22 protein-coding genes are annotated in these 23,172 nt (G+C 68.6%); 16 read left to right on the top strand and 6 right to left on the bottom strand.

Annotated elements, in window-relative coordinates:
* The first annotated feature begins 11 nt into the window (after window positions 1–11).
* The 5 genes from ASD79_RS02990 to ASD79_RS02970 all read left to right on the top strand — a co-directional run bounded on the left by ASD79_RS02990 (window position 12) and on the right by ASD79_RS02970 (window position 5,341).
* Window positions 12–962: a hypothetical protein gene (locus tag ASD79_RS02990; protein WP_056719548.1), complete on the top strand. Its 951-nt coding sequence runs from the start codon at window positions 12–14 to the stop codon at window positions 960–962.
* A gap of 73 nt (window positions 963–1,035) precedes the next feature.
* Window positions 1,036–2,100 (top strand): ThuA domain-containing protein, encoded by a 1,065-nt coding sequence (locus tag ASD79_RS02985; protein WP_056719547.1) that lies wholly within the window; start codon window positions 1,036–1,038, stop codon window positions 2,098–2,100.
* Between the two features lie 92 nt (window positions 2,101–2,192).
* A complete protein-coding gene (locus ASD79_RS02980; protein WP_056719546.1) occupies window positions 2,193–2,915 on the top strand; it encodes a response regulator in 723 nt (240 codons plus the stop codon).
* Window positions 2,912–5,002 (top strand): HAMP domain-containing sensor histidine kinase, encoded by a 2,091-nt coding sequence (locus ASD79_RS02975; RefSeq protein ID WP_056719545.1) that lies wholly within the window; start codon window positions 2,912–2,914, stop codon window positions 5,000–5,002. Before ASD79_RS02980 ends, ASD79_RS02975 begins: the two co-directional genes overlap by 4 nt.
* A gap of 93 nt (window positions 5,003–5,095) precedes the next feature.
* Window positions 5,096–5,341, top strand: a complete 246-nt coding sequence (locus ASD79_RS02970; RefSeq protein ID WP_007666172.1) for a DUF2188 domain-containing protein — start codon at window positions 5,096–5,098, stop codon at window positions 5,339–5,341.
* A gap of 3 nt (window positions 5,342–5,344) precedes the next feature.
* Here ASD79_RS02970 and ASD79_RS02965 read toward each other — a convergent pair whose 3' ends face one another.
* On the bottom strand, window positions 5,345–5,560 hold the full coding sequence (locus tag ASD79_RS02965) for a hypothetical protein (protein WP_056719544.1): 216 nt from the start codon (window positions 5,558–5,560) through the stop codon (window positions 5,345–5,347).
* Window positions 5,561–5,997: 437 nt separating this feature from the next.
* Here ASD79_RS02965 and ychF point away from each other — a divergent pair, with 437 nt between their 5' ends.
* The 6 genes from ychF (at window position 5,998) to ASD79_RS02935 (ending at window position 11,129) form a co-directional block, all read left to right on the top strand.
* Window positions 5,998–7,098 (top strand): redox-regulated ATPase YchF, encoded by a 1,101-nt coding sequence (gene ychF / locus ASD79_RS02960; protein ID WP_056719543.1) that lies wholly within the window; start codon window positions 5,998–6,000, stop codon window positions 7,096–7,098.
* Window positions 7,099–7,321: 223 nt separating this feature from the next.
* A complete protein-coding gene (locus ASD79_RS02955; protein WP_056719542.1) occupies window positions 7,322–8,011 on the top strand; it encodes a hypothetical protein in 690 nt (229 codons plus the stop codon).
* Between the two features lie 122 nt (window positions 8,012–8,133).
* Window positions 8,134–8,814, top strand: a complete 681-nt coding sequence (locus ASD79_RS02950; protein ID WP_056719541.1) for a dienelactone hydrolase family protein — start codon at window positions 8,134–8,136, stop codon at window positions 8,812–8,814.
* Window positions 8,815–8,816: 2 nt separating this feature from the next.
* Window positions 8,817–9,533, top strand: coding sequence for a dienelactone hydrolase family protein (locus tag ASD79_RS02945; RefSeq protein WP_056719540.1), 717 nt, complete (start codon window positions 8,817–8,819; stop codon window positions 9,531–9,533).
* A 177-nt stretch (window positions 9,534–9,710) separates the two neighbouring features.
* On the top strand, window positions 9,711–10,325 hold the full coding sequence (locus ASD79_RS02940) for a peptidylprolyl isomerase (RefSeq protein WP_056719539.1): 615 nt from the start codon (window positions 9,711–9,713) through the stop codon (window positions 10,323–10,325).
* A gap of 102 nt (window positions 10,326–10,427) precedes the next feature.
* Window positions 10,428–11,129 carry a hypothetical protein gene (locus ASD79_RS02935; protein ID WP_156400332.1) on the top strand — a complete coding sequence of 234 codons (702 nt, stop codon included), beginning with the start codon at window positions 10,428–10,430 and terminating at the stop codon, window positions 11,127–11,129.
* 128 nt (window positions 11,130–11,257) lie between these two features.
* Here ASD79_RS02935 and ASD79_RS02930 read toward each other — a convergent pair whose 3' ends face one another.
* Window positions 11,258–11,836 (bottom strand): hypothetical protein, encoded by a 579-nt coding sequence (locus ASD79_RS02930; RefSeq protein ID WP_056719537.1) that lies wholly within the window; start codon window positions 11,834–11,836, stop codon window positions 11,258–11,260.
* A 236-nt stretch (window positions 11,837–12,072) separates the two neighbouring features.
* Here ASD79_RS02930 and ASD79_RS02925 point away from each other — a divergent pair, with 236 nt between their 5' ends.
* Window positions 12,073–12,834 (top strand): hypothetical protein, encoded by a 762-nt coding sequence (locus ASD79_RS02925; RefSeq protein ID WP_056719536.1) that lies wholly within the window; start codon window positions 12,073–12,075, stop codon window positions 12,832–12,834.
* Between the two features lie 216 nt (window positions 12,835–13,050).
* On the opposite strand, the gene ASD79_RS02920 is transcribed toward ASD79_RS02925, so the two are convergent.
* From ASD79_RS02920 to petA, 3 genes are read right to left on the bottom strand one after another with little or no spacing between them, the layout of a single operon-like run.
* Entirely contained in the window at window positions 13,051–13,920 is an 870-nt protein-coding gene (locus ASD79_RS02920; protein WP_056719535.1) for a cytochrome c1, read from the bottom strand.
* A gap of 5 nt (window positions 13,921–13,925) precedes the next feature.
* On the bottom strand, window positions 13,926–15,245 hold the full coding sequence (locus ASD79_RS02915) for a cytochrome b N-terminal domain-containing protein (protein ID WP_056719534.1): 1,320 nt from the start codon (window positions 15,243–15,245) through the stop codon (window positions 13,926–13,928).
* A gap of 5 nt (window positions 15,246–15,250) precedes the next feature.
* The gene (petA, locus tag ASD79_RS02910) at window positions 15,251–15,802 is read right to left on the bottom strand and encodes a ubiquinol-cytochrome c reductase iron-sulfur subunit (RefSeq protein WP_056719533.1); all 552 of its coding nucleotides are present in this window, start codon (window positions 15,800–15,802) and stop codon (window positions 15,251–15,253) included.
* Window positions 15,803–16,006: 204 nt separating this feature from the next.
* Here petA and ASD79_RS02905 point away from each other — a divergent pair, with 204 nt between their 5' ends.
* The 4 genes from ASD79_RS02905 to hemF all read left to right on the top strand — a co-directional run bounded on the left by ASD79_RS02905 (window position 16,007) and on the right by hemF (window position 22,480).
* Window positions 16,007–16,468 carry a tRNA (cytidine(34)-2'-O)-methyltransferase gene (locus ASD79_RS02905; protein WP_056719532.1) on the top strand — a complete coding sequence of 154 codons (462 nt, stop codon included), beginning with the start codon at window positions 16,007–16,009 and terminating at the stop codon, window positions 16,466–16,468.
* 229 nt (window positions 16,469–16,697) lie between these two features.
* A complete protein-coding gene (locus ASD79_RS02900; protein WP_056719531.1) occupies window positions 16,698–21,092 on the top strand; it encodes an RHS repeat domain-containing protein in 4,395 nt (1,464 codons plus the stop codon).
* Window positions 21,086–21,526 (top strand): hypothetical protein, encoded by a 441-nt coding sequence (locus ASD79_RS02895; RefSeq protein WP_056719530.1) that lies wholly within the window; start codon window positions 21,086–21,088, stop codon window positions 21,524–21,526. Before ASD79_RS02900 ends, ASD79_RS02895 begins: the two co-directional genes overlap by 7 nt.
* A gap of 81 nt (window positions 21,527–21,607) precedes the next feature.
* Entirely contained in the window at window positions 21,608–22,480 is an 873-nt protein-coding gene (hemF, locus tag ASD79_RS02890; RefSeq protein ID WP_056719529.1) for an oxygen-dependent coproporphyrinogen oxidase, read from the top strand.
* A 43-nt stretch (window positions 22,481–22,523) separates the two neighbouring features.
* Here hemF and ASD79_RS02885 read toward each other — a convergent pair whose 3' ends face one another.
* Window positions 22,524–23,171 carry a hypothetical protein gene (locus tag ASD79_RS02885; RefSeq protein ID WP_056719528.1) on the bottom strand — a complete coding sequence of 216 codons (648 nt, stop codon included), beginning with the start codon at window positions 23,169–23,171 and terminating at the stop codon, window positions 22,524–22,526.
* Window position 23,172: the final 1 nt, after the last annotated feature.

Genomic DNA, 23,172 nt, shown 5'->3' with positions numbered 1-23,172 from the left:
AGCGCCCACAGATGCCCGCACCCGTCCCGCCGCCAGGAACCCATCGCCCGCCGCCAGAGCTTCTGTTCTGGGCGGTCGGCCGTGCTTCGCTGGACTATATCCGCGACACCGTCGAGATCACCCGGGGCGACCACGAACTGTTGGACGCCCTGATCCTGACCGCCGCGCTCGACGCCAACATGACCCCGGTGAAGCGCGCGCCCGACCTGCGGTCGACCTATGGCGGGGCCGAGACGTCCGCGCCCGATCGGTTGCGACGGCCGGTCAGCATCAACGCGGTCGCCCAGTCCCTGAACCTGCCTTTCGAGACGGTCCGCCGGCGCGCCCTGAAGCTGGCCGGCGCCGGCCTCTGCGTGATCGGCGCGCAGGGCATGGTGGTCCCGCGCGACGCCGTCACCCTGCCCAGCTACCTCGCCGCGCAACGCGCCCGCTACGACCGGGCCCGCGAATTCTACAAGGCGCTGAAGGCAGCGGGCGCGCTTCCCGCCGGCGACGCGGCGCCGGTGTTGTCGCCGCGCGCCGACCCGCGCGTGCGCGTCGCCAACTGGGCGTTCTCGGAATATGTGCTGCGCGCCTGCAGCGACCTGATCGCCCTGACCGGGAACGTGATGAGCAGCCGCGTCCTGCTGGAGCTGGTGCTGGCCAACACCCGCGCCTTGCCCACCGAGGCGCTGGCGGGCTGGGCCAATGATCCCCTGCGAGCCGCCCGTCCCGTCCGCATCGCCGCCCTGGCCGGTCCGCTGCGACTTCCCCGCGAGACCGTCCGGCGGCATCTGCGCATGCTCGAAACGCTCGGCTTTTGCCACCGCTGGCCCGATGGCGTGGTCGCGGTGGCGCCCGTTTCCATCCGGCCGCGCCTCGCCGCGCTGGCCAAGGCCAACCAGGCCAATGTCCAGCGCCTGTTCGCCGGCCTGCGCCAGTCCAGCGTTCTCGCCGACTGGGATGAAGCGCCCGCTCGCTAGGGAGGCATGGCGACGGGCTGGGCCGCCGGATCGCTTGCCGCTAGGCTGAGGGCCCGTCCCCAGTGAGTCCCCCATGGCCCGCCGCCTCGTCCTTGCCCTGCTGGTCGCTTTCGCGACCCTGATCACCCTCCCCACGAGCGCCCTGGCGGCGGCCCGGCCGCTGCGGGTGCTCTATCTCGACCAGTCGGTGGGCTGGAAGCACGTTCCAGTGGCCCGGCCCGAAGGCGGCGGCCCCTCCTCGTCGAATTTGGCGCTCTCGGAAACCGCGATGATCGCCATCGGCCAGGAGAGCGGCGCCTTCACCGCGCAGGTCACCCAGGACGCCCGCGAGATCACGCCAGAACGCCTGGCCGACATCGACGTGCTGGTGTTCTACACCACCGGCGCCCTGCCGATCTCGCCGCGGGCCTGGGCGGCGGTTCAGCAGCGGGTGGCGGCGGGCAAGCTGGGCTTCGTCGGCCTGCACAGCGCCACCGACACCGGCTGGGACTACACCGGTCCCGGCGAGCCCTACACCCGGTTCATCGGCGGCCGTTTCGCCGGCCATCCGTGGACGCAAGGCACGCCGGTGCGGATCGAGACCCTGGACCCAGACTTCCCGGCCGTCGCCATGTGGCCGGTCAGCTTCGACTACGCCGAGGAAATCTACCAGCATTCCGATTTCGACCCGACCCGGGTGCGGGTGTTGCAGACCCTGGACTTCGCCGGCACGCCGCTGAAGCGGCCCTATGCCGTGCCGGTGGCCTGGGCCCGCCAGGTCGGCAAGGGCCGGCTGTTCTTCACCAACCTGGGCCACACGCCCTCGACCTGGGACGATCCGCGCTTTCGCAAACAGGTGGCCGAGGCGGTGAAGTGGGCGGCCGGACGCACGGCCGGCGCGGCGACGCCCGACGTCTTCCGCCAGACGATGTGGCAGTTCAAGGCGCTGCTGGCCTACGAACCGGTCGCCGGCCGCGACGACCGGGCGATCCTGGCCCGGCTGTCGAAGATGGATCCCGTTTGGCAGGACGCCACGGCGAAGCGCATCGCCGAACTGCGGACGGTCTATCCGAACAAGCCGGACAGCGACCGGGCGCCGTTCGACGCGGCCTACCGCGCGGTGCTGGTGGACGTGCTGGCGCGGGGCGGTGTGAAGTAGCCTGACCGACGCTTCAACGCATCGAATCTGAAACATAGCCGCCATGTTCCCGCCCTGACTCGCGCGCCCGGCCTGTGTCATAAATCGTCGCCATGACCGTGCCCGCGCTCGCCGACAACACCACCGTTCTGCTGGTCGAGGACGACGACGTCCTGCGGCAGGAAATGGCCGGCTACCTGACCGCCCAGGGCTACAGGGTGCGCGAAGCGGACACCGCCGCCGCGGCCCGCGCCGTGCTCGACAGCCGCCCGGTCGACGTGCTGGTGCTGGACGTCAACCTGCCGGGCGAGAGCGGCCTGTCGCTGTGCCGCCAGATCTCGGGGACCGACGGGCCGGCCATCCTGCTGCTCAGCGCCCTGGGCGATCCGGTGGACCGCATCGTCGGGCTGGAGCTGGGCGCCGACGACTATGTCGTCAAGCCGATCCCGCCGCGCGAACTGCTGGCCCGGGTCAAGGCCCTGCTGCGGCGCCGGACCGGCGGCGGCAAGAGCGCCAGGAGCACCGCCCACGTCTTCGCCGGCTTCCGCCTGGATGTCGCCGCCCGGCAGCTGACCGCGCCCAACGGCGTGCTGTTGCTGCTGACGCCGGGCGAGTTCACCATCCTTTCGGTCCTGGTCGAGAACGCCCGCTCGGTGGTGTCGCGCGATGAGCTGATGAGCATCATCGCCGGCGAGGCGGTCGAGACCTTCGGCCGCCGGGTGGACCTGCACATCAGCCGCCTGCGCCGAAAGATCGAGGCCCAGTCGGACCAGGAACTGATCCGCACCTATCGCGGCCTGGGCTACATGCTGGACGCCAAGGTCTCGGTCGAATGACCGCCCTCGGCCGCCCGCGCCGCTGGCCGAGCCCGCCGATCGCCTTCCAGATCCTGGCCCTGCTGCTGGCCGGCCTGATGGTGGCCCAGACCGTGACCCTGGTCCTCACCATGCTGCTGCCGCCCGCCCCGGCGACGCAGCACAGCCTTGCCGACATCGCCGCCGGGCTGCGCGGCGCCGTGCCCGACGACGGCGACGACGACGACCGCCCCCTGGTCCGCACCATCGAGACGCAGCCGCCCAGCCTGCAGAGCCCGGGCTGGGTGGCGTCGGAACAGGCCAGCGCCGACCTGGCCCGCCTGCTGAACGTCGACCGGCGCGACGTCCGCCTGCTGTTCTACGCCCCGCCGCCCTTCGCCGGCACCGAGAGCCGACGCGGCCACCGCCCGACGCCCCTGGCGGCCCTGCTGACCTCGACGGCCTACGCCCAGACCCCGGCCTCGGGGCCGACGGGCGCCGTCATGCAACGCGACGCCGGCGGCGGCGTCCCCGGTGCGTCAGGCGGGTGGGGCGGGTGGGGCGGGCCCAGCCCAGGGGTCATCATCGGCGGCATGAGCGCGCGATCGGGCGTCCAGGGCTTCCCCTCCGGAGGGTTCGCCGGTCCGTCATCCGCCATCCGCTGGCCCGGCGACGGCTCGCGCCAGCGCGCCTTCGTTGGCTCCGGTTTCGGCGGGCCGGTCGGCGCTCCCGGAAGCCCGAGCAGCGGCGTGGTGATCGGCGGCCGGACCTTCGATCGCGTCCCCGCGACCACGTCCCGTTTTGTGATGACACGACCGACGGAGCGCTTCAGCGACCCGCTGTTCAACGCGCCGTTCCGCGGTTCGACACCGGTGATCGCGCGGGCCAAGCCCGAACCCCTGGTCCTCGACCCGGTCGCCGACGCGGCGGCCCGCGAGCCGACGCTCAGCCCGCTCGGCCCCGGGCCGGTGGTCCGCCTGACGCCGGCCGACGAGCCCGTGCGGACCGCCCCACGGGCTCTCCCGCCACCGCCGCCGGCGGCGGCGGCGCGGACGGCCCCGGCCGAGCCCGACGCCGCCGTCACCGGTCGCGCTTTGGCCCCGCCCGTCGCCCGGAGCCTGTTCGGCCTGGCCCCCGCGCCGTTCATCGAGGGCGACTTCGTGGCCGCCTTGAGGGTCGGCCCCGACCGTTGGGCGACCCTGCGGCCCGAGCCCGAAGCCTTTCCCAACAGCTGGCAGCGCCGAGTGCTGATGTGGTTCGCCCTGTCCCTGGCCGTGGTCGCGCCGCTGGGCTGGATCTTCGCGCGCCGCCTGGCCGCGCCGCTGGCCGGCTTCGCCGCCGCCGCCGAGCGCCTGGGCCGCGATCCGTCCTCGCCGGTGATGGTCAGCGACGGCCCGGCCGAGGTCGGACGGGCCGCCCGTGCGTTCAACGCCATGCAGGCCCGCCTCACCCGCTATATCACCGACCGCACGGCGATGATCGGGGCCATCTCGCACGACCTGCGCACGCCGCTGGCCCGCATGCGCTTCCGCCTGGAGCGAGCCTCGCCCGACCTGCGGCGCGAAATCGGCCAGGACATCGACCAGATGGAGGCGATGATCAGCTCGGTCCTGGCCTTCATGCGCGACGACGCCGAGGCCGGCGCCCGGCAACGGGTCGACCTGCGCTCGCTGCTGGAATGCGTGATCGACGAGGCCGAGGTCACCGGCGCGGAAATCGAGCTGGAGCCCGGCGAGCCGGCCGAGGTCGAGGTGTCGGTGCTGGGGCTGCAGCGGGTGTTCGCCAACCTGGTCGACAACGCGGTCAAGTACGGCGACAGCGCCAGGGTGCGGCTCTATGTCGAGGGCGACGAAGCGGTCACCGAAATCCGCGACCAGGGCCCGGGCCTGTCGCCCGATGACCTGGAGCGGGTGTTCACGCCGTTCTATCGCAGCGTCGGGGCCCGCACCTCCAGCAAGCAGGGCGTCGGCCTGGGCCTGTCCACCGCCCGGTCGATCGTCCGGGCCCATGGCGGCGACATCCGCCTGGACCTGCCGGGCGACGGGCTGCGGGTCCAGGTGCGGCTGCCGGTCGCCCGGCCCGGCCCGGCGCGTGCGCGCCCACCCGCCGAGATGCAGGCCGCCGAGTGATCGGCGAGCGGCGGCGCCTCCGTACAAGACACCCGGGCCGGAACCGTGCTTTGCTCCAGGCCGTTCTCTAGTCACGCCCCTTGGAGCCCGCCCATGACCGACATCACCTACACCATCGTCGAGCACGACGGCGGCTGGGCCTACAAGCTGGGTGACGTGTTCTCGGAAACCTTCAGGACCCATGACGCGGCCCTGCACGCCGCCCAGCGGGTGGCCGGCGAGCAGCGGGTGGCCGGCGACGAGACGGGCATCGTCTACGAGGATTCCCGGGGCCAATGGCATGAAGAGCTGTCGGCCGGCGACGACCGTCCGACGACGCATGTGGTCGACAAGGCTTAGGCTCTAGGGCCTGGCCGGCGCGGCGCCGGCGGCCTCGCGTTCGACGACACTCACCCGGACGCTGGTCGACCAGATTTCGACCCGATCGCAGCTGCGATGTTCGGCCAGCAGCGCCTGGGCGTAGCGGGCGGCCTCACTCCGGTCTCCGACGTCGCGCAGGTCGAGGAACGACGCGCGGCCGTCGGTGCTGGAAGCGACAAAGGTGTAGGTCTGCCCCATGGTTCGTCACCATCCGCGGGCCGGAGGGATCGCCGGATTGGCGACCGAGCGACATGGGGTGACCCTAGCACAAATCGGGCCAAGCGTCGCCTTTAACCGTGCTTGCCGTTGATGCCGTCAAGCCGACCAAGGTCCTCCCCCACGGGGGGGCTATCGCATGTGGGTTCGCTCCGAAAAAAGCTGTCATCCCGGACAAGCGAAGCGCAGATCCGGGACCGCCGGAAGCGCTTACGCTCACGCGTCGGTCCCGGATCTTCGCGCTGCGCGCCAGCCCGCCGTCAGGCGGGCCGCTTACGCGGCCCGAGGCCGGGATGACAACCGTTTTTGGTCATATGCGATAGCCCTGTCCCACGGGGGGCTCGATCAGCGCCGGGGCGGAGGGGGACTTCCCCCGCGATACGTGCTAATCGCGCGCCAACGAAATTCACGAGAGATCCATGGCCCTTAAAGTCGCCATCGTCGGCCTGCCCAATGTCGGCAAGTCCACCCTGTTCAACGCCCTGACGCAAACCGCGGCGGCGCAAGCCGCGAACTATCCGTTCTGCACGATCGAGCCGAACACCGGCGAGGTGGCTGTGCCCGAGCCGCGTCTGGACGCCCTGGCCAAGATCTCGGGCTCCAAGGAGATCATCCCGGCCCGCATCACCTTCGTCGACATCGCCGGCCTGGTGCGCGGCGCCAGCAAGGGCGAGGGCCTGGGCAACCAGTTCCTGGCCAATATCCGCGACTGCGACGCCGTGGCCTTCGTGGCCCGCTGCTTCGAGGATGGCGACATCGTCCACGTGGAAGGCCGCATCGACCCGATCAGCGATCTGGACATCATCGAGACCGAGCTGATGCTGGCCGACCTGGAGAGCCTGGAAAAGCGCGTCCCCGCCCTGGAGAAGCGCGCCAAGGTCGGCGCCGACAAGGAAAGCGCCAACACCCTGCGCCTGGCCAACATCGCCCTGGCCCTGCTGCGCGAAGGCCGGCCGGCCCGCGCCGCCAAGATCGACGCCGACGACGAAAAGGCCTGGCACATGCTGCAGCTGCTGACCGCGCTGCCGGCCCTGTATGTCTGCAATGTCGATGAAGGCTCGGCCGACAAGGGCAACGGCTATTCCGACCTGGTCGCCGCCCGCGCCGCCCAGGACAACGCCAAGGCCGTGGTGATCTCGGCCCAGATCGAGAGCGAGATCGCCCTGCTGGCGTCCGACGAGCGCGCCGAGTTCCTGGAGACCCTGGGCCTGGTCGAGCCGGGCCTCAACCGCCTGATCCGCGAGGCCTACAACCTGCTGGGCCTGCAGACCTATTTCACGGTCGGCCCCAAGGAAGCCCGCGCCTGGACCATCCATGTCGGCGACACCGGCCCGCAGGCGGCCGGGGTCATCCACACCGACTTCGAGAAGGGCTACATCCGCGCCGAGACCATCGCCTTCGACGACTTCATCAAGCTGGGCGGCGAGAACGGAGCCAAGGAAGCCGGCAAGATGCGGGCCGAAGGCAAGGACTATGTCGTCAAGGACGGCGACGTGATGCACTTCCGCTTCAACGTCTAGGGACGCCTCCCGGACCGACGATCGCCCCTTGGTGGTGAAGGCCTCGCGCGCCCGACAGGAGCCCGAGGCCTTCATCCGCCGGCGCCAGGCTGGGTTCCGCTTTCAGGCCCGGTCGCACATCCGGTCTTGAAAATCGACGCACGACGGGTCTCGATGGGGGATCACCCCCGCGAGACGAGGTCGGATCCGCGGATCGAAGGGGACATGTCAGAGGGGGACTTCCATGAAAACCTTGATCCTGTCGCTGGTCTTCGCCGGTCTCGCCAGTACGGCGATGGCCCAGGCGCCCGGCCTGCCCACCGGCTCCAACTACACCCAGCGCGAATTCACCGATCCCAACTTCGCCAACAAGCTCAACAGCGCCGAAGCGGCCGGCAAGGGTTTCCGCGAATCCGCCAACCCGCTGCAGCAGCGCGAAGCGGGGGAACTGGCGGTCGAGGCCGGCGTGCCCTGCACCCTGGTCGACGCGGGCCTGATCATGAGCTCCAATCGGGCCGGGGTGCGCACCGTCAGCTACGAGGTCGCCTGCAAGGCCGATTTCGGTTGGGTGGTGACCAAGACCGACAAGATGCTGACGGCCTACGACTGCGTGGCGCTGGCCTCCTCGGCCAAGGCCCAGAAGGGGCATGGCTCCAAGATGGCCACCTGCCGCCTCAGGGCCAATGTCGGCTCCACCGCCGGCCTGACCGCCTTGACCAAGAAGGCCGGCCTGACCTGCGCGCCGACCCAGGGCGCCTATCTCGGCGGCGGCGGCGACCCGCCCATCTCGCGCTACGAGGTGATGTGCGACAGCGGATCGGGCTATGTCATCGACGCGCCCCAACCCCGATCGAAGGCCAACCTGCAGAGCATGACCTGCGCCGAAGCCAAGGCGGCGGGCCTGACCTGTTCGTTGAAGCCCGGCAAGGGCTGAGATCGGCCGCGAAGCGTCCCTTGACGCGCCCTTCCGGGACGCGCCTTGGGGGCGACGGAAATTTCCAGCGGATCCGGGCGTCGCGCCGTCAGCGCGGCGCCCGACCAGTATCAGGACGCCAGATGACCCAGACCGTGACCCTGACCTCCGCCATCGACGGCTTCGCCTTCACCGCCGGCCACGCCCAGCCCCAGGGCGCGCGCCAGGGCGGGATCGTGGTGGTCCAGGAGATCTTCGGGCTCGACCAGTATATCCAGGCCGACATCGCCCGCTGGGCGGCCCTGGGCTTCGAGGTGCTGGCCCCGTCGCTGTTCGACCGCGCCGCGCCCGGCTACCTCGGCGGCCGTGAACCCGTCGACTTCCAGACTGGCATCGCCCACGCCGGGACGGCGGGCCTCGACAGGATGCTGTCGGACATCCAGGCCTGCGTCGACGAACTGGCCCCGCGCGGCCCGGTGTTCGCGGTCGGCTACTGCCTGGGCGGTTCGCTGGTCTGGCTGGCGGCCAGCAAGCTGAAGGGCCTGGCGGCGGGTTCGGCCTATTATGGCGGCATGATCGCCGCGAACGTCGACCTGCCGCTCAACGCGCCGGTGATTGTCCATCTGGGCCGCAAGGACGGCCACATCCCGGCCGACGATGTGAAGGCCCAGCTCGCCGCCGCCCATCCCGACGTCCCGGTCCACATCTACGAGAACAGCGGCCACGGCTTCAACAACGACGGCCGGCCCGAGTCCGACCTGGACGACGCCAAGCTGGCCCGCCAACGCAGCCTGGCGCTGTTCCAGGCCCACGGCGCGGCCTGATCATGGCCGGCGCGCGCATCACCCTGACCACCGGCCCTTCTTCCTTGGAGAGGGGCGGCGAAGCCGTCGCCGCCTACCACGCCACGCCCGGCGACGCCCGGCGCGGCGGCTTGGTGATCCTGCACGCCATCTGGGGCGTCACGCCCCACATCCGCGCCCTGTCCGACAGCCTGGCCGACCAGGGCTACGAGGTGATCGCTCCCAGCGTGCTGGACGCCGCCGACGCCCCCTTTCCCGAGGTCGACGTCGACCCGCCCCGGCTGGACGCCCGCATGGCCCTGGGCGAAGCCAGCGGCTGGGGCGTCGCGGCGCTGCCGCGCGTCCAAGCGGCGATCGACGCCCTGGCCGGCCCCGATGGGCTTGGGGGCCCGGTGTTCGCCATGGGCTTCTGCTTCGGCGGCACGACGGCCTGGCTGGCGGCCAGCCGGTGCCAGGGCCTGAAGGCGGTGTCGTGCTTCTATGGCGGCGACATCGTCCGCTATGTCGACGACACGCCGAAGGTCCCGACCATCCTGCATTTCGGCAAGACCGACCCGCTGATCCCGCCCGCCGACGTGGCGGCCATCACGGCGGCCCACCCCGACCTGCCGGTCTGGCTGTACGAAGCCGGTCACGCCTTCGTCGCTCCCAACGGCCACCATCCCGACAGCGCCAGGCTGGCGATGCTGCGGACGCTGCAGCTGTTCCAGCGGGCGGGAGGATCGAAGGGCGAGGTCTAGGCGGGGTCGCGCTCAATTGGACGCCCCCCGACTGCCCTGGGTGCCGGACAGCCTCTGCGAGGCTTCCGGGATGACAACTGCTACCCTGGCCGCCAGCCGCTGCCTGGCGCTTGCCCGCCGCGCCGCTTGGCTGGATATTCCGCGCTCCGCTCGATGAGCACGCCAAGAAGGACGACGATGGACAGCGCGAAGATCGGACGTCGAAGCCTGCTGGGGGCCGCCGGGCTGTTGGTGGCCAGCCCCCTTCCCGCCCGGGCGGCGGCGCGCAAGCCCCGGGTGGTGATCCAGACCAACCATGGCGCGATCGTCGTGGAGCTGGAGTCCGAGAGGGCCCCGATCACCTCGGCCAATTTCCTGCGCTATGTCGACGCCCGCAAATATGACGGCGGCGCGTTCTATCGCGCCTCGCGCACCAAGGGCGTCAAGGGCGCCGGCTCGATCCAGGGCGGCCCTCCCGTGCGGGTCCGGCGCTTCGCCCCGATCGCCCATGAAAGCACCCGGATGACAGGGCTCAAGCACAGGGCCGGGACGATCTCGGTCGCCCGCAACGCGCCGGGCACGGCGACGGCGGACTTCTTCATCTGCGCCAGCCCGGCCCCCTATCTGGACGCCCACCCCGGCGCGCCCGGCGACAACCAGGGCTTCGCGGCGTTCGGGACCGTGGTCGAGGGCATGGCCGTGGTGAAGAAGATCCTCGCCCTGCGATCCGACGGTCCGGCGCCGTTCCCGGTGATGAAGGGCCAGATCCTGAACCCACCGGTCCAGATCCTGGGCATGAAGCGCCTGGCCTGAGGCGCCGCCAAGACGCCCACGACGGCCGCGCCCCTCCGACCCGCCTTGCGCTCTGGAAAAATTCCCGCCTAGGTATAGCCGACATGGACGGGGATGACGCGTATGACCAAGGCGGGGTCGACGGACGAGACGCTTCGCTATGGCTTCATCGGCTATGCGCCCAGCGCCGCCCCGAGCGCCTTCTTCGACGCACTCGTCGCCGCCCGTTCCCGGAGGGATGCGGCCCAGGCCGAGGCGCTGAAGTTCGTCGATGGCCAGGAGCCCTATGGCGGCGCGTTCGTCGCCCGGCTGGACGACCTTGCGGGACCGGTCCGCGACTTCGCACGCGTGGCCGCCGCCCTGCGACCCGGCGCGGTCCAGCCCGCGAGCTGGCTGAAGGCGGTCAAGGTCGACCTGGACGCCCTGCTGGCGCGCCATGGCGGCGAACCCGGATACTTCGCCAGTCCCGGCTATCGCGAGGCCATCGACCGGATCTGGCAGAGCTATTTCGCGCTGGTCGTGGTGCTGGGCCACGATCAGGCCCTGCTGGCGGACCTGGCGCGGAGCCTGTGGCTGGCGCACGTCATCGACCTGGCCGTGGCGCCCGGCGTCTCCAAGTCCAAGGGCGTGGCTGTCCTTGACCTGAATCCGCAGCAGGTCGGCCTGTTGGCCAACGCGACCATCGTCCTGCCCAGCGCGGTCTTCCCCCTGTCGCCGCCCTCGGCGCTGTCTAACGGAGGCGGGGCGGCCTGGGAGGTGGTCGCGCCGACCGCGATGCAGGTGCTGGACGACGCGCCCGACGACGGCGCGGCGACGTCGGCTTGACCGCCGCGTGCGGGACCGCGTTTGCTAGAGCGTTCATGGCTGAGTTGCTCCAAGCCAAAAAAACTCCGCTCATCCCGACGGAAGTCGGGATGAGCAGGGATATGGGTCAAGCTGAGTGACGAAGCGCCCTATTCCGGCGTGATCGCCCCCGCCGCCGGCCAGGTACTGTCGCCGACCCGCTTCAGGGTCATCTCGAAGAACGCCATCGGCGGCTGGCCCTCGACCACGCGCTCGCCGATCTCGTGCCAGACACCGTCCTTCGTGGTGATCGTGTAGCGGATCGTCGCCGGGCCGGCCGGGATGGTCCAGACCGCCCCCGTGGGGGTCACGGTCATCGGGAAGTCGCCGACCTGGCCCATGGCGTAGGAGCGCATGCTGTAGGCGGCCTTGTCCGGATCGTAGGAGATGATCCCCAGGGCGTTGAAGCCGGTCGAGCCATCGGCCTTGTAGCCACGCCCCTCGACCACGTGCACCGCGCCGTCCAGCAGCGGACCGCTGCGTTCGGTCTGGGTGACCTCGATCTTGCGGCCGCCCGGACCGGTTGTCACGGCCGGGCCGCGCCAGACGCCGTCCATCCAGGCCAAGGCCTTCATCGCCGCCTTCTGCTGGGCGATCCGCGCCGTCGGGTCCGGCGGACTCTGGGCCAGGGCCGAACCGGCGCAGGAGGTCACGGTCAGGGTGAGCGCGATCACGGACAATGGACGCATGGGATGTCTCGGCAGGAGATTGACGTTGATTTCAGATTACTCTGCACAACAGAGACCTCTGAGTCAATCACCGTTATGCGAAAGCGTCGCCGGGATGGGTCGCCCGTTGGCGAAACCTTGGCTGGAGCGTTTTCGAGCGAAGTGGATGCCGGTTCGCGTGAAGAAAACGCACCAAACAAAAAGCTAGAGCGCCCGGCCTGATGCAATCAGGTCGGGAAACGCTCTAGGATCGCGCCATGCGTCGCCCCGCCCCCCTGCTGGCCCTGAGTCTCCTGGCGGCCAGCGGCGGGCCCGCCCTGGCCGGGCAGACCGCCTGCTGGTTCGAGAACGGCGCCGTGGTCGTCCCCGCCGCGATCGGCGAGGTGGCCGGCGACTATGTGCTCGACCTGTCGGCGCCCCACACCCTGCTGCACGAGACCGCCGCCCAGCGCGCGGGCTTCGCGCAGACGGCCCTGTCCCTGCCGGTGCTATTGGCCGGCCAGCGGACGGCGGCGACGCCGGTGGCGGTCCAGGACCTCGACTATCGCGGCGTCGGCTTCTTCACGCCGATCGCCGGGGTGATCGGGGCCGACATCCTCGACCGCTATGTGGTGACCCTGGATTTCGCGCCGTGCCGCCTGAGCCTGGAACCGCCCAAGCAGCGCGGGGAGCCACCGCCCGGGGCCCTGGCGGTCGCCATGGTCGGCGGCGTGCCGACCGTACTGGCGGCGGCCTCCGACGGCGTGAGGGGCGTCTCCGGCCCCTTCGCCCTCGACACGGCCTCCCGAGGCGGCGTCCGGGCCCGCGGAGCGGCCGACGCGCCGCGGCAGAAGCCGGCCGGAACCTTGCGGGGGCTGTCTCTGGACGGCGTCCTGCGCCAGGACGTCCCGGCCGTGGTGGCGGGCGCCCTGCCGGACGGGGTGGTGGGGGCGATCGGCGTCGAGGTGCTGGCCGCCTACCGCCTGAGGCTCGACCCCGGGGCTGGCCGGCTATGGCTGACACCCGCCAAGAGCCGCTGAAGAGCGGTCCAATCAAAACACCGCTCATCCCGGCGAATGCCGGGACCCAGATCCCATGGCGCTGAAGATGATTGGAGAGGCTCTGCGCTCTTGGCGCCAGCCTCAAAGCCATTCCATCTGGGTCCCGGCATTCGCCGGGATGAGCGGGTCATAGAGGCAAAGAAAAAAGGCCCGGCGTTTCCGCCGGGCCCTGATCTTTTCCGCTGATCGAATCGATCAGTGGGACTCGTTCTTCCAGACCTTGCGGTAGCTGGCGTAGAGCAGGCCCGCGAACAGCAGCAGGTACAGGATCACGGCGAAGCCGGTCTGCTTGCGTTCGTCCATCTTCGGCTCGGCGGCCCACATCAGGAAGGCCGAGACGTCCTGGGCCTGCTGGTCCAGCGTCGACGGGGTGCCGTCGTCGTAGGTCACCTGGCCGGCCTTGAGCGGCGGGGCCATGGCGATGAAGCCGCCCGGGGGCACGTGCTTGTGGTCGCCCGACCAGTAGGAGGTCAGGTCGCCCGGCATGTACGGGTTGTAGTGCTGGCCGGGGCCGATCTTCAGGCCGGCCGGCGCGTCCTTGTAGCCCGTCACGATCGAATAGATGTGGTTGGGGCCTTCCTCGCGGGCCTTGGCCAGCAGCGACATGTCCGGCGGCAGGGCGCCGCCGTTGCTGGCGCGGGCCGCGGCTTCGTTCGGGAACGGCGAGACGAAACGGTCGGCCGGAGTGGCCGGACGCTTGATCGGGTCGCCGGTCTCGGAGTCGATGTCGGCGACCTCGTAGTCCTTGGCGATCGCCTTGACGTACGGGTTGTCGTTCGAGGTCTTGCCGTGCTTGGCCGAGTATTTCTCGTCGTAGAACGGACCGCCCTTGTCGCCGAGGTTGCGGAAGCTGACCAGGCTCATCGCGTGGCAGGCCGAGCAGACCTCGCGATAGACCTTGTAGCCGCGCTGCAGCTGGGCCTGGTCGAACTTGCCGAACGGGCCGTCGAAGGACCACTTGACCTCCTTGGCGGGCAGCGGGTGACCGCTGGCCAGGGCCGGTCCGGCCATGCCGGCCGTCAGGAGACCCGCGACCGCTGCGATGACGGAGAGTTTGCGCAGCATCGAGATCAGCCCTTCATTTCAGGCGCGGCGGTCGCTTCGGCCGGAACGGTGGCCGGGTGCGACAGGGCGGGAGAGGCGATGGAGTCCGGCACCGGCAGGGTCTTTTCGGTCAGGCCCAGCAGCGGCAGGATCACCAGGAAGAAAGCGAAGTAGTAGAGCGCGGCCAGGCGCGACAGCCAGACGAAGCTGTTCAGGTCGGCGTCGCCGACGGTGAACGTCGTCAGGCCGGGGATGACCGGGTCGGCCGGCAGCTTGGCGCCGCACAGGCCCAGGATGCAGCACGCCACCACGAAGATGAAGAAGTGCACCTTGGCGGTCGGGCGGTAGCGCATCGAGCGCACCTTGGAGGTGTCCAGCCACGGCAGGGCGAACAGGCAGGCGATGGCGCCGAACATGGCCAACACGCCCATCAGCTTGTCCGGCACGGCGCGCAGGATCGCGTAGAACGGCAGGAAGTACCATTCCGGAACGATGTGCGACGGCGTCACCAGCGGGTTGGCCGGGACGTAGTTGTCGGCGTGGCCGAGCGCGTTGGGCAGGTAGAAGACGAAGATCGCGAAGAGGATCAGGAAGACGCTCATCGCGAAACCGTCCTTCACCGTCGCGTACGGCGTGAAGGGCAGGACGTCGGCCTTCGACTTGGGCTCGACGCCGGTCGGGTTGTTCTGGCCGACCACGTGCAGGGCCCAGATGTGCAGGATCACCACGCCGGCGATCATGAAGGGCAGCAGGTAGTGCAGCGAGAAGAAGCGGTTCAGGGTCGGGCTGTCGACGGCGAAACCGCCCCACAGCCAGGTGGTGATGGCCGGACCGACGACCGGCAGGGCGCCGAACAGGTTGGTGATCACGACCGCGCCGTGGAAGCTCATCTGGCCCCAGGGCAGCACGTAGCCCATGAAGGCGGTGGCCATCATCAGCAGGTAGATCACGCAGCCCAGGATCCACAGCACCTCGCGCGGGGCCTTGTAGGACCCGTAATAGAGGCCGCGAAGCATGTGCACATAGACGGCGATGAAGAACATCGACGCCCCGTTGGCGTGCATGTAGCGGATCAGCCAGCCGTAGTTCACGTCGCGCATGATGTGCTCGACGGAGGCGAAGGCGTGGTCCGCGCCGGGGTTGTAGTGCATCACCAGGATAATGCCGGTGATCAGCTGGGAAGCCAGGCACAGCGACAGGATGCCGCCGAAGGTCCACCAGTAGTTCAGGTTCCGCGGCGTGGGGTAGTCGACGAAGCTGTCGTAGCCCAGGCGCACGATCGGCAGACGGGCGTCGAGCCAGCGCTCGATACCGGTCTTGGGTTCGTAGGTCGAATGTCCGCTCATCTCTCTTAGCCGATCTTGACCTTGGTGTCGGAAAGGAAGGCGTACTCCGGAACCGCCAGGTTCAGGGGCGCCGGGCCTTGGCGGATACGACCCGAGGTGTCGTAGACCGAACCGTGGCACGGGCAGAACCAGCCGCCGTAAGCGCCGCCGCCGAAGGTCGGGACGCAACCCAGGTGGGTGCAGCTGCCGATCAGGACCAGCCAGTTGGCCTTGCCGGGCTTGACCCGCTCGGCGTCGGTCTGGGGATCCTTCAGCGCCGCGTGGTCGTCCTTGACCGCCGCGGCGATCTCGGCCGGCGTGCGGTTGCGGACGAACAGCGGCTTGCCGCGCCACTTCACCGTCACCTGCTGACCGACCGGAACCTTGGACAGATCGAATTCGATCGAGGCCAGGGCCAGCGTGTCAGCCGACGGATTCATCTGGTCGATGAACGGCCAGGCGATCGAGGCCGCGCCGCCGGCGGCGACCGCGATCGTCGCGATATAAATGAAATCCCGGCGGCTGGGGTCGGACCCCTGCGCCGGATCAGTTTTTGCGCCCACGGCGGTGTCGGCCACCCAAGTCACCCTTCGATGCCGCCGCGCCGTCAAGGACGGCCCGGCCTGGAGAAACGCCTGTCGGCGCATACTGTCTGGACCCGCGAACGGGTCCTCGTCACAAGTAGCAAAAGCGGACCGTCCTATCGGACCTGCGGACAAAGTCCGCAAGCCCTTTCGATTCGCAGCAAATGCCCCTGCTGGCTCTATGGTGGTTCGCTTAGAATGCGGCTCGCGCTTTTTCAACCCGGCATTCCACAGAACGTGGGCGCCGCGATCCGATTGGGCGCCTGCCTGGGGGTGGGGCTCGACGTCGTCGAGCCCTGCAGTTTCCCCTTGGACGACAAGAGCTTGAAGCGCGCGGCCCTCGACTACGGCCCGCTGACCCACATGACGCGGCATGCCTCGTGGGAAGCCTTCCTCGCCGCGCCGGAGCGCGGAGAGGGCCGCCTGCTGCTGTTCACGACCAAGGCGACGGCGCCCTTCCACAAGTTCACCTTTCAGGCAGGCGACACCCTGTTGTTCGGCAACGAGAGCCGCGGCGCTCCTCCTGAAGTCCACGACGCGGCGTTCGCGCGGCTGACGATTCCCTTGCGGGCGGAAGCGCGGTCGATGAACCTGGCGACGACGGCGGCCATGGCCTTGGGCGAGGCGCTGCGGCAGACGGACGGGTTTGCGGAGACCTGACGGGGCTTCGCGCAACGCCGCCGGCCAGTGATGATCCAGGATGGTTGTTTACAAGCTTGAGCGCGCCCCATACCTAAGGTGGAGTTGGGATTGGGGCAGGCATGAAGGTTAAACCTCCCGCATCGCGCGCGGTCGCCGCCACCCCGCTTCAGTCAGACATTTTCTCACTTCGCCAGCCCCGCGGGCGCTGACGCGGCGGCGACATCCTTGGTTACACCGGAAGCATCACATGACGAATAACGGCGCGATCGGAAAACAGACGCTCATATTCTGTTCCGCGGCCATCGGCGCCGCCCTGGCGCTGTTCGCCGTGTCGACGGCCCGGGCGCAGATCGCGCCGCCACCGCCCGCCCGGGTCGTCGACGACAACGGCTTCGATCTGGCGTCCAGCTCGCTGACGTTCCAGAATCTGGCGCCGCTGTCGATCGGCAACGACGAAAGCGGCATCGCGCGTGGCTCCAGTTCCGGCGTCTTTCCCTACGCGGACCAATTCTTCGCGGGCCTGAACACGACGGGCGGGCTGCCTGATCGGCTTACCCGGACCACCGCGACGTTCGGCGACGGGTCCGAGACCTTCGCCAGCGGCATCGCCAGCGCTTCGAGCCTCAGCTGCGGCGTCACCTGCACCGTGATCCGCCCTTCGGGAGGTCGCTACGAGTACGATCCGACGCTGAAATCCGAGGCGGGGGTGCTGTTCAACGCCGGCCTGCTGATCAAGATCACCCGCCCCAACGGCGAGACCATCGGCATCAAGTACCGGACCACCACGATTCCGGCCGGCTCGGTCACTTCCGGCGGCACGACCACCTACTATCCCGCGCGCACCTACCGGACGCTGAAATCGGTCACCAGCAGCATGGGCTGGATGCTGCGCTACGATCCGCCCAACACGCTGGCCGCCTCCAAGGTGACGGCGATCAACACCAGCGTGGACTATTGCGATCCGGACGCAGAGACCTGCGCCTACAGCCGCGTCTGGCCCTCGGTCACCTATACCTACGAGGACGAGGCCAATCGCGGCCGGCCGGTCGCCCAGCCCGTGGTTCGCGTCACCGACGCGCTGAACCGCATCAGCACCTACAACTACGCCTATCGCCTGGCCACAACGATTGGCCCCAGCAACGTCGGACCGATCTCGGTCTCCTACGCGCGCTCGCCACTAGGCGTCGAGCGCTACCAGAACTGGCTGGGCAACGCCGCCTCAAACATTCTGCAAGTCCGGCAGTACACGCTCAGCAACGCCGCCTTTTCCAAGACCTTCACACCGATCGGCGCCCCAGTCCCCTATGGCGAACTGATGGTGCAGGGCGGCACGACCAACGATCCGAACGGCCGCGCCAAATCGACCTATACCGAGACGTCCTATGTCGATGGCGGATTGTATCGCCCGTTCCTGGGTTCCAGTTCCCGGACCACGACAATCACTGATCCGTTCGGCAACGCCACGACGGCCGAGCTTCGCGTCGATTGGGGGCAATTGGTGCGCATCACCGACGCAAGAGGCCTGACGAAGACCTACACCTACTACGAAAAGCTCCCGTTCATCACCAGCATCACGGCCACCGATACGCCCAAGTCCACCTATGTCTTCGACGACTGGCTAAGGATGACCGAGGCGAGCGTCAAACCCAAGAACGACAGCGGCGACATCGCTCTCCTGGCCGGCTTCAACTGTACCAACCCGACCAATCTTCAATACAACTGCTGGCAGCCATCCTATATCGATGACGCCAAGGGTCAGCGCACCAACTACACCTACAGCACCCTGCACGGCGGAGTGATGACCGAGACGCTGCCCGCGGATTCCGACGGCGTGCGCGCGCTGAAGGTCTACGAGTACACGCCGCTGAAGGCCAAGATTCGTAACGCGGCCGGCGCGCTGGTCGAGGCCGTCGATCCTGTTTACCTGGTCACCAAGATCACTGAATGCGCCTCGGCTTCCACTTGCTCGGGCAGCGTGTCGGAAAGGGTGACGAGCTTCGCCTACGGCACCAGCAATCTGCTCAGGTCGTCCATGACGGTCTCGACCGGAAACGCCGCGGTGTCGGCGACCACGACCTACGCCTACAACGAGGTCGGCGACCTGATCTCGGCGGACGGCCCCCAGGCCGGTTCGGCCGACACGACCTACTACCGCTATGACGCGGCACGCCAGAAGGTGGGCGTCATTCATCCCGACCCCGACGGCGGCGGCGTTCTGAAACGCAAGGCTGAACGCACGACCTACAACGCCGACGGCCAGGTCACCAAGATCGAGACCGGAACGGTCGAGGGCCTGACCGAAGGCGACTGGACCGCCTTCGCATCGCTGCAACAGATCGAGACCGTCTACGACCCCTACGGCATGCCGGTGATCACCAAGGCTTCCGCCGGCGGCCAGGCCGTCAGCCTGACGCAGATCTCCTACGACGCCGCCAATCGCCCGCTGTGCGTGACGGTGCGGATGAACACTGAGACCTACGGCAATCTGCCCGACGCCTGCACGCTGACCACGGAGGGCGCCTTCGGCCCTGACCGGATCACCAAGAACACCTATGACGAACTGGGACGCATCAAACAGATCGATCGCGCCGTCGGCGTGATCGATCAGGAGTATGCGCGCTACGAATATGCCGTGAACGGCACGAAGACCAGCGATCTGGACGCGCGCGACAACCGAACGACCTATGGCTATGACGAGCTCAACCGGCTGTCCCTGATCCAGTATCCAAGCCCCGGCACGACCAATACGTCGAACGCGAATGACTATGAGGCCTTCGCCTACGACAAGAACAGCAATCGTACGACCTGGCGGCGGCGAAACGGCTATACGATCACCTACGGCTACGACAACTTGAACCGACAGATCCTCGAGGACCTACCGGTCTCGCCCGGTAATGCTGACGGTGTCTCGCGTGACGTCCATACCCGGTACGACTTGCTCGGTCGGGCGCTCAAACAGCGGTTTGGCTCCGTGAACGGCCCGGGATTGACCTTCACCTACGACGGTATGGGCAATGTCTTGACCGCCAAGGACGCTAACGATCGGGAACTGACCTACGAGTACGCCGTCGACGGCAAGCGCAACCTCATGAGTTGGCCGGACAACACGAGCCAGACCTACGCTTATGACATCCTCGACCGGCTTGGTGGGGCGCAGATCGGCGTCAGCACCGTCGGGCTCACCTACGATAACCTGGGCCACCTGGCCAAACTGCAGCGCGGCAACGCGGCGAACACAACATTCGGCTATGATCCCGCCGGCCGCATGTCCTGGCTCAAGCATGACCTGGCCGGATCCGGGTCTGATATCCAATGGGACCTGACGTACAGCCCGTCCAATCAGGTTTGGACAAGGACGACGTCGAATACGAGCTACGACTACGCGCCAATCAGCAAAACCGACAATCACAGCTACAACGGCCTCAACCAAGACGCTGGCATCGTGGCCCTGGCGGGCGGCGGCTACGATCCGGCCGGCAATCTCGTCAACGACGGCTCGCGCCAGTTCGTCTACGACGTGAACAACCGCCTGATCGCGCAATCCACGCCAATCGCGCTCGCCCTGGACTATGATCCGCAAGGGCGATTGTCGAAGATCACGGCCAACAGCGTCGTCGCCAACCTCCTCTACGACGGTGTGAACCTCGTCGGCGAGTATGACAGCCTGGGTGGTCTCGTGCGCCGCTACGCCCACACGTTCGGCATCGACCAACCCTGGACACAGTTCAACGGCTCCGGCGTCCAGGCGACAAACGCAGCCTATCTCTACGCCAACTGGCAAGGCAGCATCGTCGCCCTCGCCGACAGCGGCGGCAACATGACCAGCGTCTATCGCTACGGTGACTTCGGCGAGCCGCAGGACATGTACGGCCTAGAGAACTGGTCCGGTTCGCGCTTCCGCTTCACCGGCCAGACGGTGATCCCAGAGGCGAAACTCTATTACTACAAAGCACGCGTGTACGACCCCATGATGGGGAGATTCCTGCAGACCGACCCCGTGGGATACAAGGATGACCTCAACCTCTACGCCTATGTCGGAAACGACCCGCTAAACCGCACCGATCCGACGGGCCTCTATCAATGCGGCGGCGTTAAATGTCCCGACGGCATTGTGCAGGCGGTTTCCGACATCGCGCTGGCGGCCCGAAACTCGTCCGATCCGGTCGGCAAGGCCAATCTCACCGAGCTCGTCACCGCCTTGGGCGCGAACGGCACGGATACGGGTTTTGACTTCGCCGTCGGGTCCAACGAAGCCGGTATTCCCGCGAGCGCTCACACCACCGCCGAAGGCGAGGTGACCATCGCGGTCTCAAGCAACTACGCCAGCGCCGAGACCAACGACAACCTGGGCACAAGAGCACAGGTGGCGGGCATCATCGGGCACGAGACGCGTCATGGCTTGGACGGGCGCGCCACCGGCGGCGACCCGACCAATGTGACCGACGAACGCAAGACCGAAATGAACGGCGCCCGGGACGAAGTCGCGATCGCGCACGGATTGTCGAACGCGGGCGTTTCCAGCAATGATCCCTCGATACCGCCCTCGACCGCTTCGCCCGCTGAAGTCCAGGCCGCCATCGCCAAGATCGCGGAAAGATCCGTAGAATACTGGTGCAGACGTCCTGGAGCGCCCACATGCTGAAGCCAGCCCTCTCCCTCCTCCTGGCCGCGCTCGTGACCACGTCCTGCGCGCTGTCCGCCAAGGCGACACCGGGCGCTGAAGAGACGTCCGCCGCGCCCGCCGCCGATCTTTGCGAGATTCTCGAGAACCCGGGAAAGTTCGCCGAAAAGCGGGTCAGCATCGTCGGCATGGCCGTAACGGACTATCGTGAGTTCAGCGGCGTCGGGAGCGAGGCTTGCGGCGGACGCTATCTGCCTTTCGGCGGCTCCAAGCGGCCTTTTGTGGGTGAGGACGCGTTCGAGCAGGCGCTCCAGAGCGTGCGCGTTCACCCTGATCAGCAGGTGAAGGTCACGGTGGTGGGCGTCGTTCACGCCTACCCTGGAAAGATACCCAACGTGACGCTCGCGACCGAAGGGTTCCATGCCGTGAGCGTCGTGCCAAAGCCCGTTCCCTGAGGTTCGCCGCGGCGGTGGCCTCGCCCCTTACGCGCTCCTGCGTATTTGCGTCGGGCCCGACGACCGCCTAATCGGCTTGTCATGAGCACGACACCCGACCTCGACCAGAAGAAAGCCGCCGCCCGCGCCTGGTTCGAAAGCCTGCGCGACCAGATCCGCGCGGAATTCGAGCGCCTGGAGGACGAGGCCCCCGCCGACCTCTATGCCGGCGAGCCCGGCCGCTTCGTGCGCAAGCCGTGGGACCGCGAGGCCGGCGGCGGCGGGGTGATGTCGATGATGCACGGGCGATTGTTCGAGAAGGTCGGGGTCCACGTCTCGACGGTGTTCGGGACCTTCACCCCCGAGATGGCCAAGTCCATGCCGGGCGCCGGCGACGATCCCCGCTTCTTCGCCACCGGCGTCAGCCTGATCGCCCACATGCGCAGCCCGCGCGTGCCGGCCGTGCACATGAACACCCGCTTCATCGCCACCACCCAGAGCTGGTTCGGCGGCGGCGGCGACCTGACCCCCCTGCTCGGCTACCAGCGCCAGCAGGACTTCCCCGACGCCATCGACTTCCACGCCGCCTACCAGCGGGCCTGCGACGCCCACGACCCGACCTGGCACGCCAAGTACAAGGCCTGGTGCGACGAGTACTTCTTCCTGCCGCACAGGAACGAGCCGCGCGGCATCGGCGGCATCTTCTACGACCACCACGACAGCGGCGACTGGGACCGCGACTTCGCCTTCACCCAGGACGTCGGCAAGGCGTTCCTGGAGATCTATCCGCAGTTGGTCCGGCGGCGGATGGGCGAGGCCTGGACGGTGGAGGAGCGCGAGCAGCAGCTGGTGCAGCGCGGCCGCTACGTGGAGTTCAACCTGCTCTACGACCGGGGCACGATGTTCGGACTGAAGACCGGCGGCAACGTCGAGTCGATCCTCAGCTCGATGCCGCCCGAGGTGAAGTGGCCGTAGGACTTGGCCGGGACAGGCGCATGCGCCTGTCCCCGTCCGTAACCTAGGCCTTCGGGCACTTCGCCCCTGTGTCGATCCACGCCTGCACCAGCGCCCCGAACTGCGCCTGGGCGCCCGGCGCGGGTTGACGTCCCGCGCCCGGGTTCCAGGCCCAGCCGACCAGATGATCCTGCGCCATGTGCTCATGCAGCTGAGCCAGCCCCCGGCCGCCGTTACGGGCCGGGTCCTTGATCTGGGCGCAGATCGCGCCGAGCGACTTGCCCTGCCAGGCCATCTCGACCGGGGCAAGGGCCCATTTCGGGTCGCCGGGGATCGACTGGATGTCCTGGCCCCAGGTGGCGACATTGGCCGGGCCGTGGCAGGCGGCGCACGGCAGGCCGGCCGGGCCGTGGCCGCTCTGGCCGGCGACCATCGGCGGGTTGTGCGGGTGGCGGTCGTCGCCCTGGGTCGGGGCGCGCTGGACCGGGTGGCAGTTCATGCAGCGCGGGCTCTGGATCACCTTGCCGGCCTCGGTGAACAGGGCGACCGAGCGAGCGGCCGGGTCCTTGATCGACACGAAGCTGGCGGCGGCCTTCAGGGTCTGGGCGGGCGGCGGCGGGGTCGCGGCCGGCGCGGCGGCCCAGACGGCGGAGATCACCGCTCCGCCCGTCAGGGCGCAGCCGGCGACGAGCAGAAGCGTGACGGCGCGCATG

The organism is Caulobacter sp. Root655, from assembly GCF_001427665.1.
Taxonomy (GTDB): domain Bacteria; phylum Pseudomonadota; class Alphaproteobacteria; order Caulobacterales; family Caulobacteraceae; genus Caulobacter.
Note: the sequence above shows the minus strand (reverse complement) of the source record. Positions and strands in the feature narration are given on the sequence as shown.

Coding starts and splice junctions, on each gene's coding strand:
- ASD79_RS02970 (WP_007666172.1), top strand. CDS start 5,096: ATGACCGACATCACCTACACCATCGTCGAGCACGACGGCGGCTGGGCC.
- hemF (WP_056719529.1), top strand. CDS start 21,608: ATGAGCACGACACCCGACCTCGACCAGAAGAAAGCCGCCGCCCGCGCC.
- ASD79_RS02885 (WP_056719528.1), bottom strand. CDS start 23,171: ATGCGCGCCGTCACGCTTCTGCTCGTCGCCGGCTGCGCCCTGACGGGC.
- ASD79_RS02915 (WP_056719534.1), bottom strand. CDS start 15,245: ATGAGCGGACATTCGACCTACGAACCCAAGACCGGTATCGAGCGCTGG.
- ASD79_RS02935 (WP_156400332.1), top strand. CDS start 10,428: ATGACCAAGGCGGGGTCGACGGACGAGACGCTTCGCTATGGCTTCATC.
- ASD79_RS02985 (WP_056719547.1), top strand. CDS start 1,036: ATGGCCCGCCGCCTCGTCCTTGCCCTGCTGGTCGCTTTCGCGACCCTG.
- ASD79_RS02975 (WP_056719545.1), top strand. CDS start 2,912: ATGACCGCCCTCGGCCGCCCGCGCCGCTGGCCGAGCCCGCCGATCGCC.
- ASD79_RS02920 (WP_056719535.1), bottom strand. CDS start 13,920: ATGCTGCGCAAACTCTCCGTCATCGCAGCGGTCGCGGGTCTCCTGACG.
- ASD79_RS02980 (WP_056719546.1), top strand. CDS start 2,193: ATGACCGTGCCCGCGCTCGCCGACAACACCACCGTTCTGCTGGTCGAG.
- ASD79_RS02925 (WP_056719536.1), top strand. CDS start 12,073: ATGCGTCGCCCCGCCCCCCTGCTGGCCCTGAGTCTCCTGGCGGCCAGC.
- ASD79_RS02990 (WP_056719548.1), top strand. CDS start 12: ATGCCCGCACCCGTCCCGCCGCCAGGAACCCATCGCCCGCCGCCAGAG.
- ASD79_RS02955 (WP_056719542.1), top strand. CDS start 7,322: ATGAAAACCTTGATCCTGTCGCTGGTCTTCGCCGGTCTCGCCAGTACG.
- ASD79_RS02930 (WP_056719537.1), bottom strand. CDS start 11,836: ATGCGTCCATTGTCCGTGATCGCGCTCACCCTGACCGTGACCTCCTGC.
- ASD79_RS02950 (WP_056719541.1), top strand. CDS start 8,134: ATGACCCAGACCGTGACCCTGACCTCCGCCATCGACGGCTTCGCCTTC.
- ASD79_RS02940 (WP_056719539.1), top strand. CDS start 9,711: ATGGACAGCGCGAAGATCGGACGTCGAAGCCTGCTGGGGGCCGCCGGG.
- ASD79_RS02905 (WP_056719532.1), top strand. CDS start 16,007: ATGCGGCTCGCGCTTTTTCAACCCGGCATTCCACAGAACGTGGGCGCC.
- ASD79_RS02965 (WP_056719544.1), bottom strand. CDS start 5,560: ATGGGGCAGACCTACACCTTTGTCGCTTCCAGCACCGACGGCCGCGCG.
- ASD79_RS02945 (WP_056719540.1), top strand. CDS start 8,817: ATGGCCGGCGCGCGCATCACCCTGACCACCGGCCCTTCTTCCTTGGAG.
- ASD79_RS02895 (WP_056719530.1), top strand. CDS start 21,086: ATGCTGAAGCCAGCCCTCTCCCTCCTCCTGGCCGCGCTCGTGACCACG.
- ychF (WP_056719543.1), top strand. CDS start 5,998: ATGGCCCTTAAAGTCGCCATCGTCGGCCTGCCCAATGTCGGCAAGTCC.
- ASD79_RS02900 (WP_056719531.1), top strand. CDS start 16,698: ATGACGAATAACGGCGCGATCGGAAAACAGACGCTCATATTCTGTTCC.